Origin of the sequence: Vibrio sp. 10N.247.311.47 (genome assembly GCF_041467535.1) — a bacterium.
Classification (GTDB): domain Bacteria; phylum Pseudomonadota; class Gammaproteobacteria; order Enterobacterales; family Vibrionaceae; genus Vibrio; species Vibrio crassostreae_C.
Window position 1 is genome coordinate 61,760 of sequence record NZ_JBFSUR010000023.1, and the last position, 20,163, is coordinate 81,922.

Here is a 20,163-nt window from a genome sequence, read left to right on the forward strand (position 1 = left end):
CGCTTTTTTCCGACTGCTGATTATTCACCTTTCACATCAAAGTCAATCTTGTCTGCACCCGTGAACACTTGGAAGCGTAAACCTTTAGCGCGAGCAATCGTAGTGATGCCGAACTTCTGCGCTAAATCTAAGCCCATTTGTGTAACGCCAGAGCGTGACAGTAGAACAGGGATTCCCATCTGCGCAACCTTAATCACCATCTCAGACGTTAAACGGCCTGTGGTGTAGAAGATCTTATCTTCACCTGTCTCTTTGTTAAGCCACATCTCACCAGCCAATGTATCAACGGCATTGTGTCGGCCAACATCTTCAACAAACGATAGAACCTTGTCGTCTTTGCAAACAGCACAGCCATGAACCGCACCCGCTTTCTTGTAGGTGTCGTTATAATGAGTCAGCGCTTCTAGAGCCGTATAGATTTCAGATTGCTTAATCTTGGTTTGAGGCACTTGGTAATCTTCCAATTGCTTCATCACGTTGCCATACATGGTACCTTGGCCACAGCCAGAGGTAACTGTCTTCTTCTTAAGCGCTTGCTCAAGTTGGCTCGTATCTTCTTTGGTGATAACCGCTGCTGAGCTGGTTTCCCAGTCGATGATGATTGATTCAACGGCTTCTGGATCAGAAAGGAAGCTTTGGTTCTTCAAATAACCCAAGACTAAAGATTCAGGGCGTGAGCCGAGCGTCATCAGGGTTACGATCTCTTTCCAGTTCAACATGACGGTAAGAGGGCGCTCACACGCGATCTGTTTCGTTAGCTTTTCGCCATATTCATCAAACACTTCAACTTCGATTGTCTGAAGTGGGTTCTCACTGGTTTTTATTATGTTTGGTTTTACCACAGTCATTTCCTACTTAATGAGATAGCGATTTTATGAGATAAGAAGTCAACAAGAGCAATAAGGCTCTCATTCATCAATGCGCTAGTTTGTTAGTTCGCTATAGCTTAGGTTTCGATTATCGTTTCGAACATGCCATAGCTCTGAGACTAGAGTCTGCAAATCTTATTCCAAAATAACGGGGATTGATGGAAACATGAAGCATTAGATTAAAATAGCGCAAAATATGAGAGTTCACTGGGTGGAGTTGTCTGAAATAACCAGTATCGACTAACGTTATAATGACAACTTGATAACGAACGCTATAGATACGCTCTCGTAGGTAATCCGTATTGGCGTGTTTATTGCTTTATGGGGTGTATATGATTGCGCACAGTACAAAATGTCCTAAGTGCTTTCAGACCAAAGAAAATCAATTGGGTGAAGTATGTCTGAGATAAAAGAATTCCAAGAACAATATGAAAAAACAGAAGCAGCTTGGCCAATCGGTGTCCAAAGAATAGAGAAAGAGATCAAAACTGGCATTTGGGTAACAACTCAATGGGAACTCATCGGTTTTGAATTATCACCTGAACATGAAACCCCAGACGTATGTTTGCTTCAGTTGCACAAAGACGAACGTACCGACTACCGCTTCAATCTAAGCTCTCAGCAACCTAAGCTATTCTTAGTTATGGATAATGTTGACTCCGGTAAACCTATTATTCAATTACTGACAGCATCACAAACAGTCGCAGGCCAATACATGGACGGAGATAACCAAGTATTGTCTTACGACATGCCATTGCCTGTACAAGCTTGGATGGAAGCCTTTATCGGTCGTCATGGTGAATTATTAGAAGCAAGACGCAAGAAGCGCAAAGGGGCAGGTCGTTCTAATGGCAACTAACTTTTTTAGCCGTTGGTCTCAACGAAAGCTTGATGAATCAACCGACCAACCTTTAGAAGCGCAACAAACGCTTGAGGAAACTGAGCTTACTTCCACTGAGGCTTCGTCTGCTGCTTCATCTATAGACGCAGAAACATCGGAGTCACTAGAACGTGGAACTTTGGAAAAAGAGTCTCCAGAACACGCTGTCGATTCTCAAACTATTGACTCTCAGGAGATAGCATCAGAAACGACTGAAGACTTGTCTGTTGCTCAATTATTGGTGTCAGAAGCTTCAGAAAGCGTAAAAAAAGCGGCATTGCGTAAATTATTCCTCTCAGAAGAATTCAACGTTCGTGATGGTTTAGATGATTACGACGACGATTACAGTAATTTGAAGTCTCTTTCTGAAGGGGTTGCGGAAACCTTGCGTGATTGGGTTAAAGACAAAACGGAAGAAGAAACTGCGCCAGAAGAAGAGCAAATCATTGATAATAAAGACGAAGGTGAAGTTTTAGAAAATTCTGAAAGCGATCTTGAGGTATCTGATAATAAACTTGAAACGTCAGAAAGTGCCGAAATAACCGAAAAAGAAAAAGAAAAAGAAAAAGAACTGTATAAAAACACAGTACCGGATAATAACGCTACAATGTCAGACGAAGCAGACCTGAAAGAGGTGGGACAAAATATACCACACAAAGAATAGGTACATTTTGACTAAACACTCAATGAACCGCTTGCGACAAAATGTCCCAAGCGGTTTTTTTATACGCACAATAAACGTTATATAGGATTAAATCACTGAAATATAAGGCATATTAAATTGGCATGGCATTTGCAAAATAACGTTCATTATCAACTTTTTTGTAGATAGATGAGTTCACGGTCTGACGAACGACACACTGGCTAAAGGGTTAGTTGTTAACGGATTACTCAGCAAGTTCTCTCTCGCTTACTACAATAAAGGTTGAACAGATTATCCATGTCCAAAGATGGAACTGAGCAATGCTTAAACAATTATTAGAACAAGCAAATTCAAATAACGCTAAAGCAAGACTGTATGCATTTGAAAATACAGTTGAGTTAACAAATCTGATTCCACCTACTGTTAGCTACGAAAGCGGCGGTAATACACTTGTTATTGGTCCAACTGCGATCATTGAAAGTGCTGCGGCGCAATTACCTCAGTTAACAAGCCTAACACTGCTTTCGACAGATGGTGTGAAGGCAACGAATACTGAGTCAGAGCTTTACTACGCAAATGCTGTTCAGGTTTCAGGGTTCCTTGGTACGTTCGAAGTTCTAATCGAAAACAAAGGCCGAACCAATAACCTTGCAAAAGTAGCAATCAATCATGACTGTTTTGATGTGGTTTTGGACTTATGTCTGAATAGCTGCATGACTGAAGAAGTGCCTGTTCCTGGTTATTACCCAGTAGGTCGTGGTTATCCAAAACTGGCTGAAGCGTTAGAAGAAATTCCTACGTTAATGGGCACGTTTGATAAGCCTAAGTTCTTCCGTTTGGACACAGACCTATGTGCACACAGTTCTCGTGGTGTTAAAGGTTGTGAGCGTTGTGTTGATGCTTGTCCTGCTGGTGCACTTTCAAGTGAAGGCTCAGATAAGACGGGTCATAAGATCGAGATTAACCCTTACCTATGTCAAGGCGTGGGTACGTGTGCAACGAGCTGTCCGACAGAAGCTATCTCTTACGCATTACCTAACCCTGACGATACTCAAAAATTCATTGAACGTACGCTAGCTAACTACGAGCAAGCGGGGGGTCTGGATCCAATCGTACTTATCTGTAGCTCACGTCATGAGACTTACAACGTGATGGCTCTTAAAGCGCTACCAGATAACGTGATTCCAATTGTCGTAGAAGAACTGCCATCTATTGGTATCGATACTTGGTTTGCAGCTTTAGTTAATGGCGCAACTCAGGTTCTGTTTGCCGCATCTCGCTTTATGCCAGAAACGATCATTCGTGTTCTGAATAACGAAGTAGGGATTGCTCAAGAACTACTAGATCAAATCGGTATTCCAAAAGAAACCATCGATATTCTGTACTTAGAATCTCTACGTGAATGTCCTCCAACACTTTGTGTGGATTCATTCGACCTTGCACTTGGCGATCTTCAAGGCAACAAGCGCCAACGTCTATTTACAGCACTTGATGCGATGTCTTCAGCTCGTATTCCTGTTGAAAATATTGTTGAGCTTCCGTCAAACGCACCTTACGGCAACGTTTCGTGTGATAGCAAAGATTGTACGTTATGTATGAGCTGTGTGGCTGTGTGTCCGACACGTGCACTTCATACCGACGGGGCTTCTCCATCACTTAAATTTGTAGAACAAGACTGTATTCAATGTGGCTTGTGTGAAAAGGCATGTCCTGAAAATGTTCTGACTCTTACGCCTCGTATGAACTGGGTAAAAGAAGAACGTCAAAAAGCAGTTGTGATTCATGAAGAGAAAGCTGCGGAATGTGTACGTTGCCATAAACCATTCGCACCTCAGTCTATGATTGACATGTTACAGAACAAGTTACGCGGTCACTCTCACTTTTCAGATGAAGCAGCGATTAATCGTATTGCTATGTGTGAAGACTGCCGTGTGGTGGATATGTTCGATTCAATGGCTCAAGACCCATTGAAACAATTGAAATACTAGGAGTTAGCCTTGGAAACGAATTTGGATCAGGCACAAGAACAGACACTAAGAACTGAGATCTATTTGGTTCTATCCGCACTGTTTCGCAGCGCACCTTCTGAAGAGGTGATCGACTTTCTAAAAACACTCGATATTGAAGCGTCTGAAAGCGCAATGCAAAAGGCTTGGATTGCCATTCAACAAGCGGCAACAGAATCAAACCGTGAAGCTCTTGAAGACGAATATCAAGATTTGTTCATCGGTATTGGGCGTGGAGAAGTCGTTCCATTTGGTTCTTGGCATCGCACTGGCGCCATGATGGAAAAACCATTGGCAGAGATTCGTCATGACTTAGAGCTTTTAGGCATTGAGCGTGACGATCAAGTGAAAGAGCCGGAAGATCATATCGCAGCACTGTGTGAAGTGATGGCGATGCTAACGGCTGAAGAAGAAGCACTGCAACAGGCGGTATTCAATAAGCATCTTGGCCCTTGGTTTAACTCTTTCACGCGTCAGCTTGAAGGGGCAGAAAGCGCGAACTTCTACAAATCGGCCGCTCAACTGTGTGAAGCATTCTTAACGTTAGAACAAGTGCGTTTTAGCGTGAATACAAAAAGCAGTAAGCACAAATTAAAGATTGATGTGAAAAACGTCACTGATTACGAGTAATCGAGCAGTACGCGATTATATCGATAGAGGGGCATTAAGCCTCCAAAAAAAGATCTACCGTAAGGTAAGGAAGCAATGATGAAAGATAATAAAGATATAAATACAAGCCGTAGGGATCTACTCAAAGGCTTGACGACTGCAGCCGTTGCTGGTGCCGTTGTCGCTGGTACAACTAAAGTGGCAACCGCTTCAGAAACTGTTGAAATTTCGAAAGAAGACGTGAAGAAGACAGGGTATCGTGAGACGCAACACATTCGCGATTACTACGACACACTTTAGGAGATAACGGATGAAACTTGTCAAACGCTCCGATAGTGTGAGCAAAGAAACCAATCAGCTAGGTGTGTCTCGACGTGCCTTCATGAAAAACACTTCATTAGCTGCTGGTGGCGCAGTGGTAGGCGCAAGTCTATTTGCACCAGGTATGATGAAGAAAGCACAGGCTAAATCAGTCGATCCAGAAGCGAAAACAGAAGTGAAACGTACTATCTGTTCTCACTGTTCTGTGGGTTGTGGTATCTACGCTGAAGTTCAAAATGGCGTATGGACAGGTCAAGAGCCTGCATTCGATCACCCATTCAACGCTGGTGGACACTGTGCGAAAGGTGCAGCACTTCGTGAGCACGGCCACGGTGAACGTCGTCTTAAGTACCCAATGAAATTGGAAGGCGGTAAGTGGAAGAAGCTTTCTTGGGAACAAGCGATTGAAGAGATCGGTAACAAAGCGCTAGAACTTCGTAAAGAGTCTGGCCCTGATTCAGTTTACTTCCTAGGTAGTGCGAAACACAGTAACGAGCAAGCTTATGCATTCCGTAAGATGGCTTCGCTTTGGGGCACCAACAACGTTGACCACCAAGCACGTATTTGTCACTCAACCACAGTAGCCGGTGTTGCGAACACTTGGGGTTACGGTGCAATGACAAACTCGTTCAATGACATGCACAACTGTAAATCGATGCTGTTCATTGGTTCGAACCCAGCAGAAGCTCACCCGGTTGCGATGCAGCACATCTTAATCGCGAAAGAGAAGAACAACTGTAAGATCGTTGTTGCGGATCCTCGTCGTACGCGTACTGCTGCGAAATCAGATCACTACGTTTCTCTTCGTCCAGGTTCTGACGTTGCGTTTATCTGGGGTGTGTTATGGCACGTCTTTGCAAACCAATGGGAAGACAAAGAGTTCATTAAACAACGTGTATTCGGCATGGACGAGATCCGTGAAGAAGTCGCGAAGTGGAACCCAGCAGAAGTTGAACGCGTAACTGGTGTTAGTGAAAAAGACGTATACCACACCGCGAAACTACTTTCTGAAAACCGTCCGGGTTGTATCGTTTGGTGTATGGGTGGTACTCAGCACACGACTGGTAACAACAACACACGCGCTTACTGTGTACTTGAGCTTGCGCTAGGTAACATCGGTAAATCAGGCGGCGGTGCAAACATCTTCCGTGGTCACGATAACGTACAGGGCGCAACTGACCTTGGCGTACTGTCAGACACACTTCCAGGCTACTACGGCTTGTCTGAAGGTTCTTGGCGTCACTGGTCAAAAGTTTGGGATATCGACTTTGACTGGGTGAAAGGCCGTTTCGACGACAACGCATACGGCGGTCAAAAACCAATGAACAGTGCAGGTATTCCTGTATCTCGTTGGGTTGATGGCGTACTTGAAGACAAAGACAAGATTCGCCAACGCGAAAACATCCGTGCCATGTTCTACTGGGGTCACGCGGTGAACTCTCAGACTCGTGGTCCAGAGATGAAAAAAGCGATGCAGAAGCTGGATATGATGGTTATTGTTGACCCATACCCAACGGTTGCAGCGGTAATGAATGATCGTACCGACGGCGTTTACCTGCTACCAGCAACGACTCAGTTTGAAACCTACGGCAGTGTAACGGCGTCAAACCGTTCTCTACAGTGGCGTGACAAGGTTGTTGATCCTCTATTCGAATCTAAACCTGACCACGAAATCATGTACCTGCTTTCTAAGAAGCTTGGTTTCTCTGATCAGCTGTTCAAAAACATCCGTGTTGAGAACAACCAACCACTGATTGAAGATATTACACGTGAATTCAACAAAGGTATGTGGACAATCGGCTACACAGGCCAAAGCCCTGAGCGTTTGAAAGAACACCAACAGAATTGGCACACATTCCACAAAACGTCTCTAGAAGCAGAAGGCGGTCCAGCAAATGGCGAGACTTACGGTCTACCTTGGCCATGTTGGGGCACACCAGAGATGAAACATCCGGGTACACACATCCTTTACGATACGTCTAAGACGGTTGCTGAAGGTGGTGGTAACTTCCGTACTCGTTTTGGTGTTGAGTTTGAAGGTCAAAGCCTACTGGCAGAAGACAGCTACTCGAAAGGCTGTGAGATCAAAGACGGCTACCCAGAGTTCAGTGACAAACTACTGAAACAACTGGGTTGGTGGGATGATCTAACTGCAGAAGAGAAAGCGGCTGCTGAAGGCAAAAACTGGAAGACTGACGTTTCAGGTGGTATCCAACGTGTGGCAATTAAACACGGCTGTATCCCATTTGGTAATGCGAAAGCACGTGCGATTGTTTGGACATTCCCAGACCGTGTACCACTGCACCGTGAGCCACTTTACACGCCACGTCGCGACCTAGTTGCTGATTACCCAACGTGGGACGACAAAGAAGCTATCTTCCGTGTTCCTACGCTTTACAAGTCGATTCAAGAGCAAGACAAATCTGGCGAATACCCGATTATCCTGACCTCTGGTCGTTTGGTTGAGTACGAAGGTGGTGGTGAAGAAACCCGTTCTAACCCTTGGCTAGCAGAACTACAGCAAGAGATGTTTGTTGAAGTGAACCCGAAAGATGCAAACGACATCGGCTTTAAAGACGGTGACGATGTTTGGGTTGAGGGTGCAGAGAAGGGCCGTATTAAGGTGAAAGCGATGGTTACACGTCGTGTGAAACCGGGTCTGGCATTCATCCCATTCCACTTCGGTGGTAAGTTCCAAGGCGAAGATTTGCGTTCTAAATACCCAGAAGGCACTGATCCTTACGTTATTGGTGAAGCTGCTAACACAGCAACCACATACGGTTACGACCCTGTCACGTTGATGCAGGAAACGAAAGTAACCCTTTGTAATATTCGTAAAGCGTAAGGAGTCTTAAAATGGCTAGAATGAAATTTCTTTGTGACACCAAGCGTTGTATCGAATGTAACGGTTGTGTCACTGCATGTAAGAATGAAAATGATGATGCTCTGGAATGGGGTATTCAACGTCGTCGCGTTGTGACACTGAACGATGGCGAACCAGGTGAAAACTCTATCTCAGTAGCGTGTATGCACTGTACTGATGCCCCTTGTATGGCAGTTTGCCCGGCAGACTGTTTTGAACATACGGAAGACGGCATCGTACTTCACAATAAAGATCTGTGTATCGGTTGTGGTTACTGCTTGTTTGCTTGTCCGTTTGGCGCACCTCAATTTCCTAAACAGGAAGCCTTTGGTGAGCGCGGTAAAATGGACAAATGTACCTTCTGTGCTGGCGGCCCAGAAACAGAGCCAGGTTCTGTGGAAGAACGTCAGAAGTACGGTGCGAACCGTATTGCTGAAGGCAAGCTACCAATGTGTGCTTCTTTATGTTCGACCAAAGCACTGCTAGCGGGTGATGCAGAGAAAGTCTCTGATGTATTCCGCCAGCGTGTTGTTGAACGTGGTGCGAAGGGTGCAGGCTGGACAGACGGCAATGACCTTTCTTACGATGCGATGAAGAGCTAGTTAGGAGAGACATATGCTTACAATGTTTAAGCGTCTCTTCCTTGTTGTGCTGCCAATGTTGGCAGCACTAACAATGCTGTCTCCTTTGAGTCATGCATCTGAGACGAACTCATCACAAACTCAATCGAGCTCTGCTGAAAGAGAAATCACACAACTTGCTGGCGCTGATTTTTGGCGACAAGTAAGAAACGGTGAAGAAGGTTACACCACATCTCAATCGGCTGAGCACGGTGTGTTGATCAGTACCCCAGGTCAAGCGTGGTACATATTGAAAGAGAAGTGGATGTCACCAGCCGGTGCTGTCGCTATCTTTGGCAGTATTGCTTTCGTTACTCTAATGTACGTTGTGATTGGCCCATTAATGCTGAGTGCGCCAAGAACAGGCCGCAAGATCAAACGTTGGTCTCGACTAGACCGTGCCTTGCACTGGAGTATGGCGTTTACCTTCTTAACACTGGCGTTCAGTGGTTTGATGTTGGTTTACGGTAAGCACTTCTTGAAGCCGTACATTCCAACAGACCTTTGGGGCTTCATCGTTCTATTGGCGAAGCAATACCACAACTACATCGGCCCGATTTTCTATGTGCTGTTGATGGCTGTTCTCATCAAGTGGTGGCGCAAGTCTATTTTCAAGATGGTCGATGTACAGTGGTTCATGAAACTGGGTGGTATGGTCGGGAAACATAAAGGTTCTCATCCATCTGCAGAGTTTTCGAACGCGGGTGAAAAAGCACTGTTCTGGCTATTGATTGTTATGGGTAGTGTGGCTGCGATCAGTGGCTTGGTTTTAGACTTCCCAATCTTCGGTCAAACCCGTCGAGATATGGAGCTCTCAAACCTAGTCCACATGTTGGCTGCTTTGATCCTTATCTGTGGTTTCGTGTTCCACATCTACATCGGCTTGTTCGGTATGGAAGGGGCACTAGAAGGCATGGTAACAGGCGAAGTTGATGAGACTTGGGCTAAAGAGCACCATGATCTTTGGTACAAAGAAGTGATGGAACAAGAGAAAAACGGCGTTGAACAAAGCGCTAACGCAGCAACAGAGAAAACGGAAGGGGTGAATAAGAATGAACAAACCTCATAAAGGTATTTGGGTCGCTTACATACTAAGCTGCTTTACGCCATTTACTTGTCTTCTCTCTGGTGTGGTTGCCATCATCTACGCGGGCTATCGTTTAGATAAAGGCGAAGATGGTGAAGTAGTGGATACCCATTACTACGGCTTGATTCGCTCGTTCTTCTTGAACTTGACGTTCTTTGTTGTACTTATCGTGACAGTAGCGACCTCTAATGGCGTGTTGATCGGTGTGAACGATTACTGGTATCAAAATCATATTATCGATGACATCGCTTACTACATACCGTATGTAGGCATGTTGTTCGGTGGTGTTGCGATTGTGGTTTGGTTTATTCGTATGTATCAAGGTATGCAGCGTTTAAGTCAAAACCTACCGCAAAACCCGACAACAGGTCCAAACTTGTAGTCGAGTATCGGCTCACTAGATAGCGAATTATCTAGCACAATAGTCCTTTTGAAAGCCCAATGATTTCGGTCATTGGGCTTTTTGTTTCTAATCAGCAACGAAACTTAATGAAGCATAGTATTGACCGCTTCAATATGGTGCAACTCCCTTAATTGGTGCAATTCTTGTTTCCATTTTCACGCTCATTAAGAACCAAGAAAGTGCACCGATAAATTTATTATCAATTAATCAGTAAGTTAAAAGCAAAAACTGTTGCACGAAAATTACACCACACACTTGGAACGCATCTTGCTTTCACTGTTGAGTCTTTAATTAATTACAACATTGAATCGCACGATATCAGTGCAAATCAAATAAAGCGAAGGAGAATGCTTTAATGAGTGAAACGGTGACTCAAGTTCATAGTGCAGTACAAACCCTTACCCAAAGTTCAGATACTTTATTCCTATTACTCGGCGCCATCATGGTTTTCTTGATGCACGCTGGCTTTGCATTTCTAGAAGTCGGTACCGTTCGAAAGAAGAACCAAGTCAACGCGCTGGTTAAGATCCTTTCCGACTTTGGTGTCTCCGCCATTGCTTACTTCTTTATCGGTTACTGGGTTGCTTACGGTGCACACTTTTTTGCAGACGCAGAAACACTTTCGCAAGGCAACGGATATGAACTGGTTAAGTTCTTCTTCCTAATGACATTCGCAGCGGCAATTCCTGCGATTGTTTCTGGTGGTATCGCAGAGCGTGCTCGTTTCTATCCAATTTTGATTGCGACACTGTTTACGGTTGGTTTCATCTATCCATTTTTTGAAGGCATCATTTGGAACGGCAACTTTGGATTCCAAGATTGGCTAGAAGGTCAGTTTGGTTACGTGTTCCATGACTTCGCAGGCTCAGTAGTGGTTCACGGCGTAGGTGGTTGGATTGCTTTGGTCGCAGTTTACTTCTTAGGGATGCGTAAAGGTCGAATCCGTGCAGGCAAACACACCAACTTCGCACCATCGAATATCCCATTCTTAGCACTAGGCTCTTGGATCTTATGTGTGGGTTGGTTTGGCTTTAACGTGATGTCAGCTCAAGCGATCAATGGCATCAGCGGTCTCGTGGCAATGAACTCTCTCATGGCCATGGTTGGCGGTATTCTTGCGGCTCTAATTGCAGGTAAAAATGACCCGGGCTTCATCCACAATGGTCCTTTGGCTGGTCTCGTCGCTATCTGTGCGGGCTCAGATTTGATGCACCCACTTGGCGCTTTGGTGACGGGCGGTGTGGCAGGTGCGCTGTTTGTTTACCTATTTACTTATATGCAAAACAAAACACAGATTGATGATGTATTAGGTGTATGGCCTCTACACGGCATATGTGGCGCTTGGGGTGGCATTGCAGCGGGTATCTTCGGCTCGCAAACATTCTGGGGGCTAGGGGGCGTGAGCTTTGCTTCTCAAGTTGTCGGTACACTAGCGGGCATTGCTGTGGCTTTGATTGGCGCAATGATTGTTTATGGTGTGTTGAGCAAACTAACAGGCCTACGCTTAAGTGAAGAAGATGAATTCAACGGTGCGGATCTTTCTATCCATAAGATCTCTTCTATCAACGAAGACTAACGTTGTTCACTTGGTGGGGTAAAGCACATCAAGTAGACAACTGTTGGACAGAACTAAGCGGCTTCGGTCGCTTTTTTGTTTCTATGGATAGCAAAACAGAGAATTTGAGTAACAACAACCACAACTATCAAGCGAGTTATGTCACAAATAGCCAATGAATTCAGTTGCCTAAGACTATGGTCTAATCCCCAAAACTATTGTTGGAATTTGAACAGTGCTAAGCTGTTACAAAGTGACATATCTAAAAGGACGTTATATGCATTTCCCATATCGAAATATCGTAATTCTTACTGGCGCTGGCATCTCTGCAGAGTCGGGGATACAAACATTCCGAGCACAAGACGGGCTATGGGAAAACCACAAAATCGAAGATGTAGCGACGCCTGAAGGGTTCGCAAAAGATCCTGACTTGGTACAAGCCTTCTATAACAAGCGTCGTCACGGCCTGCAAAGTGAGAGCATTCAGCCCAATTCAGCCCACAAGGCGCTAGGAGAGCTCGAAGACAAGCTTGATGGCAAAGTTACCATCATTACTCAAAACATCGACAATTTGCACGAGAGAGGCGGTAGCAACAACATTATTCACATGCATGGTGAACTTTTAAAAGCGCGTTGCAGTGAATCCAATCAAGTTGTAGAGCACAAAGGCGATATTGAAACGGGTGAACTTTGTCATTGCTGCCAAATCCCTGCACAAATGCGTCCACATATTGTTTGGTTTGGCGAAATGCCACTAAGAATGGGCGACATTTATTCCGCACTGGAAGAAGCGGATCTGTTTATCTCTATCGGAACTTCAGGTGTTGTTTATCCAGCGGCAGGCTTTGTTCACGATGCGAAAATGCATGGTGCACATACTATCGAGATAAACCTCGAACCAAGTGCGGTTGAAAGTGAATTTGAAGAGAAGCGCTACGGCAAGGCGAGTATCGAGGTGCCTAAACTGGTTGGCGAGTTATTATGTACAGAGAAAGGTTCTTTAACGGCCTAAGCCTTGTCTTTAATAACACACATCAGTTTCTGAATCTGAAAAAATAAAGCGGCTTACGCCGCTTTATTTACTTAACTTCTTAACTAACAATAACTTAGTTGTTTACTTTAAGTTTTTGGAAGTACTCGTCATAAATAACGCTCGCTTCACCAACTTCATCTTGCCACACACCGTTATCCATCACTGATTGTGGTGGGAAAACGTTCTTGTCTTCAGCAAATTCTTTAGGAAGAAGAGGGTAAGCGGTTTTAACTGGTGTCGGGTAACCGATCTCTAGAGCAATTTTCGCAGCGTTCTCTGGGCGAAGAAGGAAGTCGATCATCTTATGAGCCGCTTCAGTGTTCTTAGCGCCTGCTGGAATTGCTAGGCTGTCCATCCAGAAGATAGCGCCTTTTTCTGGCCAGATAATGTCAATCGTTGCGCCTTCTTGGCGTGCCATGTAAGCAGAACCATTCCAAAGCATACCAAGAGACACTTCACCTGCTAGGTAAGGGTTCGCTGGGAAATCTGAGTTAAATACCAATACGTTTGGCATTAGCTTACGAAGTTCTTCGTAGGCTTCTTTGATTTCTTCAGGGTTAGTCGTGTTTGGAGAGTAGCCCAGTTTAGATAGAGCGATATGGAAAACCTCACGAGAGTCATCCATCATCATCAGTTGACCTTCCCACTGCGTATCCCACAGATCGCCCCAGTTTTTAACTGAAGACTTGTCTAGCATGTCTGAGTTGATACCAATACCCGTCGCACCCCAGATGTATGGGATTGAGTAGTTGTTATTTGGGTCAAATGGCTTATCTAAGTAATTTGGATCCAAATCTGCAAAGTGGCTTAGCTTGGTTTTATCAAGCTCTTGAAGCATGCCTTCTTTACGCATCTTAGAAACGAAGTAAGTAGAAGGAACCACTAAGTCGTAACCCGTACCTTGAGTTTTTAACTTAGCGTACATGCTTTCGTTAGACTCATAAGTTGAGTAGTAGACTTTAATGCCCGTCTCTTCTGTGAAGTCTTCTAGTACTTCATTTGGAATATATTCAGACCAGTTGTAAAAATACAGTTCTTGGTCAGCTGCGAAAGAGGGTGTAGAAAGTAAAGTAGCAGCACACAATGCGCCGGTATACAGTGTTTTTTTCATTACTGTTCCGTTCATTTGTTTGATTTGGAGCTGGGTAGTGAACCCAAGGTAAAGGATTTCGAAAAATCGCGCTATATTATAGCAGCGATATAATAAAATAGGCAGCCTAAGCTGCCTATTCATTGATATTCTTATTTTTAACTTATTGATTATCTACGTTGACCTGTTAAGTAAACTGGTTACTTAGCCACAGTTAGATAATAAGCTAAATTACTGACCTGCTTTAAGTTTCATGAAGTAATCTTCGTACTTCACTGTCTTATCGCCAACCGCAGCTTGCCATTCAACACGATCAAGGTCTTCTTGCGATGGGAATAGCGCAGGGCTATCTTTGAACTTCTCGTTAGACGCTTTAACGGCCGTTAGGTAGCCTGTGTCACGAGAAATTTGCTCAGCAATTTCAGGGCGAAGTAGGAAATCAATCATCTTATGAGCTGCTTCTACGTTTACCGCACCAGAGCTAATCGCAAAGTTATCAACCCAACCGATACCGCCTTCTTTAGGGAAAACCAGTTTGATTGGTAGACCTTCGTTTTGCGCTGCAGCAGCAGAACCGTTCCACAGCATACCAAGACCCACTTCACCAGACATGTAAGGCGCGCCTGGGTTGTCTGAGTTAAATACTAGAACGTTTGGCATAAGCTTTTGTAGCTCAGCGTACGCTTCGTCGATCTCTTTTTCGTTGGTTGTGTTACCAGAGTAACCTAACTTACGCAGTGCGATGTGGAACACTTCACGAGTGTCGTCCATCATCATCAGTTGACCTTCAAGCTCTGGCTTCCATAGATCAGCCCAGCTTTGGAAATCTTCTGGATCGTACATGTCAGTGTTAACAGCAAGACCTGTGATCGCAACTACGTGTGGAATAGAGTAGTCGTTGCTTGGGTCGTACGGCTTATCTAGATAGTTAGTATCTAGATTCTTGAAGTTGTTCAGCTTAGTTTTGTCGATCTTTTGTAGCATACCTTCGTCACGCATCTTAGATACGAAGTAAGTCGACGGCACAACTAGGTCATAGCCTTTGTTGTGTGTTTTTAGCTTTGCGTACAGGGTTTCGTTCGACTCGTAAGTCGAGTAGATCACCTTGATACCAGTTTCATCAGTGAACTGTTCTAGAATCTCACTGTTGATGTAAGGTCCCCAATTCATGAATACCAATTCTTTGTTATCTTTTGCAAATGATGGTGCAGATAACATTGAAAGCGCACATGCACTACCAGCTAATAGAGTAGCCCATTTTTTCATTGACGTTAGCTCCAAACTAAACGTTGCCCGAAGGCAGTAGATAGAAAAACAGAATGGCAATTTACCATTCTGTTTATGATTAACACTTTTTTTGAACTTGAAGTCTCTTAACTTCTTAATCAAGCCAGTCTCTATATAGAGTAGGAGACTTACTTGATTTTTTCTCTCGCTAATGACTGAGAAATGATCACCAGTATTAACGACACCACTAACATCACTGTTGCTAGGGCGTTTACCTCAGGAGAGATACCCACTTTAACCATTGAGTAAATCTTCAGTGGTAAGATTTCATACGTTGGGCCGGTTACGAAAGAGCTAATGATTACATCGTCCAAAGACAGAGTGAAGCTCAATAACCAACCCGCAGCAACCGCTGGCTTAGCAAGAGGCAGAATGATCTGTTTTAGAATCGTCCATTCACTTGCACCTAAGTCTTTTGCTGCTTCTAGCATCTTCACATCAAAGCCATTCAAGCGACTGTATACCGTTACTACAACAAACGGTAGACAGAAGGTAATGTGAGCAGCAAGTAGGGTAAAGAACCCAAGTTGAACACCCATTACCAAGAATAGCGCAAGAAGCGAAATCGCCATTACGATATCTGGAGACATCATTACGATGAACAGCATGCCATTTACGATGCCTTTACCTTTAAATTGGTAACGGAATAGGGCTACTGCTGTAAGGCTCCCGACAATCGTTGCGGCTGTTGCTGAGAACACCGCTACGTTGATCGAGTGCCACGCAGCCTGCATTAGGCTGTCGTTGTTAATAAGCGCGTCATACCATTTAGTGGTGAAGCCACCCCATTTCATACCAAACTTATTGGCATTAAACGAGTTAGCGATCAATACGATAATAGGTAGGTATAGAAAGGCGTATACCAGCGCCATAAAGCTGAACTTAACTGTGCGCCCCATTAGTCTAGCTCCACTTTCTTGTTCAATAGCTTACCTGCTCGGTAGTAGGCATACAGCATCACAGCCATTGCCATGGTCAGTGCGATACTCGTCGCTGCGCCAAACGGCCAGTCTCGAGCGTTGAGCACTTGGCTCTTAATCACGTTACCAATCAATAGGTTCTTAGCTCCGCCTAATAGGTCAGAGATGTAGAACATACCTAACGCTGGCAGTAGCACTAACAAACAGCCGCCAATAATGCCCGGCATTGTTAGTGGTAGTACCACTTTCAATAGCGTTTGCAGTTTGTTCGCACCTAAATCTTTAGCCGCTTCTAAATACGTATCGTCCAGTTTTTCAATCGCTGAATACAGCGGCAGAATCATAAACGGAAGTAGGATGTACACTAAACCGATCATTACTGCGGTTTCTGAGTACATGATACGTAGCGGTTTATCAATGATATCTAACGCTAACAAGCTTTTGTTCAAGACACCTTGCGTACCCAGTACAATTTTTAATCCGTATGTACGAATCAAAGAGTTCGTCCAGAATGGTACTATCACTAGGAACAACATGATTGGACGCCACTTCGCCGGCATTTTTGCCACGATGTAAGCGAATGGGTAACCAATAATCAAACAAAGTAGGGTTGCGACAATTGCCATATAGAAAGAGTGCATCAACACTTTAAAATACAGCGGGTCAGCCAAACGCACGTAGTTATCGAGAGTGAAGGTCATCTCGATCAAGTTCGCTTCATCACGAGTTAAGAAGCTAGTACCAATGATCATGATGTTTGGAATCATCACGAACAACACTAACCAACCTGTGATTAAAGCAACAATTGCGTTTTGTAAATTAAACTTCTTGCTCATCTTCTAATACCACTTCCCAGCTCTCAACCCAAGTTACTGCAACTTTTTGGCCCAGTGAGTGATCAACATCAGGGTCATCTTCGTTGAAGAATTCGCTAACCATGACACGCATACCAGATTCAAGTTCTACGACTGAATCTAATGTCATGCCTTTATAGGTTCGCTCGACAATGTGGCCAACAATACCGCGTTGCTCTGACTCTTTAATTTCTTCGATTCGAAGATCTTCAGGGCGAAGCAATACTTGCAGTTTTTGACCCGGTGTTACGTCTTTATCGTGATAGATAATGGACTCTTCACCTTCGATTGTCGCAACAATGCGTTTTTCATCTTGACGAGATTTCGCTGTCGCTTCGAATACGTTAATTTCACCAATGAAACGCGCTACAAATAGGTTCTTAGGCTCTTCGTAGATCTCTCTTGGTGTTCCGTCTTGTTCAATCACGCCATCACGCATAACAATAATACGGTCAGACATAGACAGCGCCTCTTCTTGGTCATGCGTTACAAAAATGAACGTGATACCAAGTTGGCGTTGTAATTGTTTCAGCTCGATTTGCATCTGTTTACGTAGTTTGTAATCCAGAGCAGATAGAGATTCATCCAACAAAAGAACTTTAGGCTTATTAACGACAGCACGAGCGATTGCGATACGTTGCTGTTGGCCACCAGATAGCTGGTGTGGCTTTCGTTGTGCCATTTGTTCTAGGCGCACCATTTTCAAAGCATCCATTACACGAGGTTCAATCTCGCTGTTTGGAACTTTCTGCATGCGTAAGCCAAATGCCACATTGTCGAAAACGGTCATATGCGGGAATAGGGCATAGCTTTGGAATACAGTGTTTACATGCCTTTGTTCAGCAGGAACTTGGGTTACGTTTTGTTCAGCTAATAGTATTTGACCACTATCTGCCGTTTCAAAACCCGCAATCATTCTTAGCACGGTTGTTTTACCACAACCTGATGGGCCTAAAATCGTGAGAAACTCACCATGATTTACGTTTAAATCCAGATTGCCGATGACTTCCTTACCATCGAAACTTTTACTGATGCCAGTTAGCTGTACTACTGGCTTTCCTACTGATTTTTTAGCGTTCAACGTCTGTTTTTCTCCACCTTGGTTCTATTTGAGACCTGTTGCTATACACCTTTAAGGCGCGCATCATAATCACCAAAAACGTGAATTCAAAGCATTTTTTACCTTTCGAAGATAAAAAATTTCGCAGGTAAAAGTAAACATCCTTTACCATACTGTTATTTACTGGGTTTACACCCTAACAAGTGTCTAATTATTAACCATCAAGACGCAAAAGCAAGCCTTGTTACAGATTCATATTTTAGTTTGTATCCGACATATGAGTATAATGAAGGTAATTTTTTATCAATAAGTTAGGTGGCTTCGCTTAATCGGCACACCTAGGTATCAATATGAACAACGACATCGAAAAAGATTTTAATTTGGGCGGGAGTATCAACCGTGCACTTTCTGGCGATTATGAGCTCAAAGCAACGGCTGTATTCCAAGAAGCTTGGAAACATACGATAAGTCACTTTCTTTCGTTTTCCCCAGCGATTATTGCTTTGATGTTTGTGCAGCTCGCTATCTTTTATATCGCACTAAAACTACAGCTTGGTGATCCCGCGGTTATCTTAGATGCAGTTATCGACCCAGAGTCGTTTACGCCACAAATCGTTGGATCGATTTTTATCGCGAACTTTAGCTATGAAGTGATCAGTGCGCCTATCTATGCGGGTATCTGTTTAATGGCAATGAGTCACGCCGCTGGCCTACAAACCAAAGTACGCCACATCGGTAAAGGTTTGCAGTTTACGATTCCAGTAATTCTTGTGACTCTGTTCAGCCTGATGCTTCAAGGTATTGCAGGTATGATTCTGCCGTTTCTGTCGATTTACTTCTCACTTGCATTCAGCCACTCAATCCTGTTGATTTGCGATAAGAAAGTACCACCAATGCAATCGCTTCTGCTTTCTCTGCGTGCTGTCAACAAAAAAATCTTCACCGTTGCTTCTATCTACCTATTAGTAATGCTGATGTTCATCGTCGCGGCAATGATGTACGGCATTGGCTTAATCTTCGTTCTTCCGTTCTTCTTCCACGTGAAAGGAATCCTTTACCGTGAAATGTTTGGCATCAAGTTGAAACTGATTGCTTCAGATCGTCCAAAGAGCGAAGACGATAACAACGATAGCAATAACGACGACAATAACAAAAACCCACAGGTGTTCGATGCATAAAGACACACAGGCAAGCACAAGCAAATCACTTGCGCTTAAAGTGACAGCACTGGCTCTTGTTGGCTCTATTTCTCTGATTGGTCCTTATATTTACCAAGAAGAAGAGCGTCGACGTACGACAGAACAGAGCTCCAATTCAGCTGACCAGTTTGGTGACTTGACGGTTTCTTCGAGCACACCAAACTTTGCGGCCATCGAAGATGTGAATGAGAAAAAGGACACGTTCTTTTCGTTCCTACGTCCAAGCATCAATATCGAAAACAAGCGTATCACCAAAGAGCGCGCGTTTTTAACTAAGCTCTCTGAGTCTGGTTTAAGCAGTATTGATTCTGAAGATGCGTCTTATGCGAAAAGGTTAGGGAAGTTGTACAGCCTGCCAGTGCCTAGTGAAGGTTTGGATAAGTCATGGCTGACAGAGATGCTTAACCGCGTGAATGTGCTGCCAGAGGCGCTTGTACTGACACAGGCAGCAAATGAGTCAGCTTGGGGAACGTCGCGTTTCGCTACTAAAGCCAACAACTATTTTGGACACTGGTGTTATACCAAAGGTTGTGGCCTTGTTCCGCTACAACGTAATGAAGGTAGCTCGCATGAAGTCGCCACATTCTCTTCAAGCCAAGAATCCGTACATCGGTATTTCATGAACCTTAACCGTAATCGTGCTTACGCCGATCTAAGAGCGATTCGTGCAAAACTTGATGCGCAAGGTGATGATCTTTTAACAACCGCAACGGCGACAGAGCTCACCAATGGCTTGTTAAAATATTCTGAGCGAGGTTCCGACTATGTGACTGATTTACAAGCTATGATCCGTCACAACGAGGTATACTGGAAAAAGTAACTCATTTTGATACCAACTTGGTTGCCTTCGATAGTCGGCTTATA

19 protein-coding genes are annotated in these 20,163 nt (G+C 44.1%); 13 read left to right on the forward strand and 6 right to left on the reverse strand.

Going from position 1 to position 20,163, the window contains the following annotated elements; all coding sequences use genetic code 11:
• Positions 1 to 20: 20 nt before the first annotated feature.
• The gene (fdhD, locus tag AB6E51_RS15645) at positions 21 to 842 is read right to left on the reverse strand and encodes a formate dehydrogenase accessory sulfurtransferase FdhD (protein WP_102333408.1); all 822 of its coding nucleotides are present in this window, start codon (positions 840 to 842) and stop codon (positions 21 to 23) included.
• 424 nt (positions 843 to 1,266) lie between these two features.
• Between fdhD and AB6E51_RS15650 the strand changes: the two genes are divergently transcribed.
• The 11 genes from AB6E51_RS15650 (at position 1,267) to cobB (ending at position 12,868) form a co-directional block, all read left to right on the forward strand.
• Positions 1,267 to 1,728, forward strand: coding sequence for a DUF3305 domain-containing protein (locus AB6E51_RS15650; protein ID WP_102393730.1), 462 nt, complete (start codon positions 1,267 to 1,269; stop codon positions 1,726 to 1,728).
• Positions 1,718 to 2,413: a DUF3306 domain-containing protein gene (locus tag AB6E51_RS15655; protein WP_372058649.1), complete on the forward strand. Its 696-nt coding sequence runs from the start codon at positions 1,718 to 1,720 to the stop codon at positions 2,411 to 2,413. Before AB6E51_RS15650 ends, AB6E51_RS15655 begins: the two co-directional genes overlap by 11 nt.
• A 299-nt stretch (positions 2,414 to 2,712) precedes the next feature.
• The gene (locus tag AB6E51_RS15660) at positions 2,713 to 4,380 is read left to right on the forward strand and encodes a 4Fe-4S dicluster domain-containing protein (RefSeq protein ID WP_372058650.1); all 1,668 of its coding nucleotides are present in this window, start codon (positions 2,713 to 2,715) and stop codon (positions 4,378 to 4,380) included.
• 9 nt (positions 4,381 to 4,389) lie between these two features.
• Positions 4,390 to 5,028: a molecular chaperone gene (locus AB6E51_RS15665; protein WP_017059621.1), complete on the forward strand. Its 639-nt coding sequence runs from the start codon at positions 4,390 to 4,392 to the stop codon at positions 5,026 to 5,028.
• 78 nt (positions 5,029 to 5,106) lie between these two features.
• On the forward strand, positions 5,107 to 5,307 hold the full coding sequence (locus AB6E51_RS15670; protein WP_008217926.1) for a twin-arginine translocation signal domain-containing protein: 201 nt from the start codon (positions 5,107 to 5,109) through the stop codon (positions 5,305 to 5,307).
• Between the two features lie 10 nt (positions 5,308 to 5,317).
• Positions 5,318 to 8,173, forward strand: a complete 2,856-nt coding sequence (locus AB6E51_RS15675) for a formate dehydrogenase subunit alpha (RefSeq protein WP_017063869.1) — start codon at positions 5,318 to 5,320, stop codon at positions 8,171 to 8,173.
• Between the two features lie 11 nt (positions 8,174 to 8,184).
• Complete coding sequence (fdh3B, locus tag AB6E51_RS15680) at positions 8,185 to 8,793, forward strand: formate dehydrogenase FDH3 subunit beta (protein WP_004733723.1); 609 nt, start codon at positions 8,185 to 8,187, stop codon at positions 8,791 to 8,793.
• Positions 8,794 to 8,806: 13 nt separating this feature from the next.
• The gene (locus AB6E51_RS15685) at positions 8,807 to 9,880 is read left to right on the forward strand and encodes a formate dehydrogenase subunit gamma (RefSeq protein ID WP_102333340.1); all 1,074 of its coding nucleotides are present in this window, start codon (positions 8,807 to 8,809) and stop codon (positions 9,878 to 9,880) included.
• Positions 9,864 to 10,280 (forward strand): hypothetical protein, encoded by a 417-nt coding sequence (locus AB6E51_RS15690; RefSeq protein WP_017059624.1) that lies wholly within the window; start codon positions 9,864 to 9,866, stop codon positions 10,278 to 10,280. Before AB6E51_RS15685 ends, AB6E51_RS15690 begins: the two co-directional genes overlap by 17 nt.
• A gap of 376 nt (positions 10,281 to 10,656) precedes the next feature.
• On the forward strand, positions 10,657 to 11,877 hold the full coding sequence (locus AB6E51_RS15695; RefSeq protein WP_102320202.1) for an ammonium transporter: 1,221 nt from the start codon (positions 10,657 to 10,659) through the stop codon (positions 11,875 to 11,877).
• A 256-nt stretch (positions 11,878 to 12,133) separates the two neighbouring features.
• Positions 12,134 to 12,868 (forward strand): Sir2 family NAD+-dependent deacetylase, encoded by a 735-nt coding sequence (gene cobB, locus AB6E51_RS15700; protein WP_017063867.1) that lies wholly within the window; start codon positions 12,134 to 12,136, stop codon positions 12,866 to 12,868.
• Between the two features lie 94 nt (positions 12,869 to 12,962).
• On the opposite strand, the gene AB6E51_RS15705 is transcribed toward cobB, so the two are convergent.
• The 5 genes from AB6E51_RS15705 to potA form a co-directional block, all read right to left on the reverse strand.
• Positions 12,963 to 14,000, reverse strand: a complete 1,038-nt coding sequence (locus AB6E51_RS15705; RefSeq protein ID WP_017059627.1) for an extracellular solute-binding protein — start codon at positions 13,998 to 14,000, stop codon at positions 12,963 to 12,965.
• Positions 14,001 to 14,210: 210 nt separating this feature from the next.
• Positions 14,211 to 15,245, reverse strand: coding sequence for an extracellular solute-binding protein (locus AB6E51_RS15710; RefSeq protein ID WP_017059628.1), 1,035 nt, complete (start codon positions 15,243 to 15,245; stop codon positions 14,211 to 14,213).
• Positions 15,246 to 15,394: 149 nt separating this feature from the next.
• Positions 15,395 to 16,165 (reverse strand): spermidine/putrescine ABC transporter permease PotC, encoded by a 771-nt coding sequence (gene potC / locus AB6E51_RS15715; protein ID WP_017059629.1) that lies wholly within the window; start codon positions 16,163 to 16,165, stop codon positions 15,395 to 15,397.
• Positions 16,165 to 17,022 (reverse strand): spermidine/putrescine ABC transporter permease PotB, encoded by an 858-nt coding sequence (gene potB, locus AB6E51_RS15720; RefSeq protein WP_017059630.1) that lies wholly within the window; start codon positions 17,020 to 17,022, stop codon positions 16,165 to 16,167. Before potB ends, potC begins: the two co-directional genes overlap by 1 nt.
• Positions 17,006 to 18,121 (reverse strand): spermidine/putrescine ABC transporter ATP-binding protein PotA, encoded by a 1,116-nt coding sequence (potA, locus tag AB6E51_RS15725; RefSeq protein ID WP_017059631.1) that lies wholly within the window; start codon positions 18,119 to 18,121, stop codon positions 17,006 to 17,008. The genes potB and potA overlap by 17 nt, the downstream gene beginning before the upstream one ends.
• A 329-nt stretch (positions 18,122 to 18,450) precedes the next feature.
• Between potA and AB6E51_RS15730 the strand changes: the two genes are divergently transcribed.
• Together AB6E51_RS15730 and AB6E51_RS15735 are read left to right on the forward strand one after the other, a co-directional pair.
• A complete protein-coding gene (locus AB6E51_RS15730) occupies positions 18,451 to 19,278 on the forward strand; it encodes a hypothetical protein (RefSeq protein ID WP_372058652.1) in 828 nt (275 codons plus the stop codon).
• Positions 19,271 to 20,119, forward strand: coding sequence for a glucosaminidase domain-containing protein (locus AB6E51_RS15735; protein WP_372058654.1), 849 nt, complete (start codon positions 19,271 to 19,273; stop codon positions 20,117 to 20,119). Before AB6E51_RS15730 ends, AB6E51_RS15735 begins: the two co-directional genes overlap by 8 nt.
• Positions 20,120 to 20,163 lie beyond the last annotated feature (44 nt).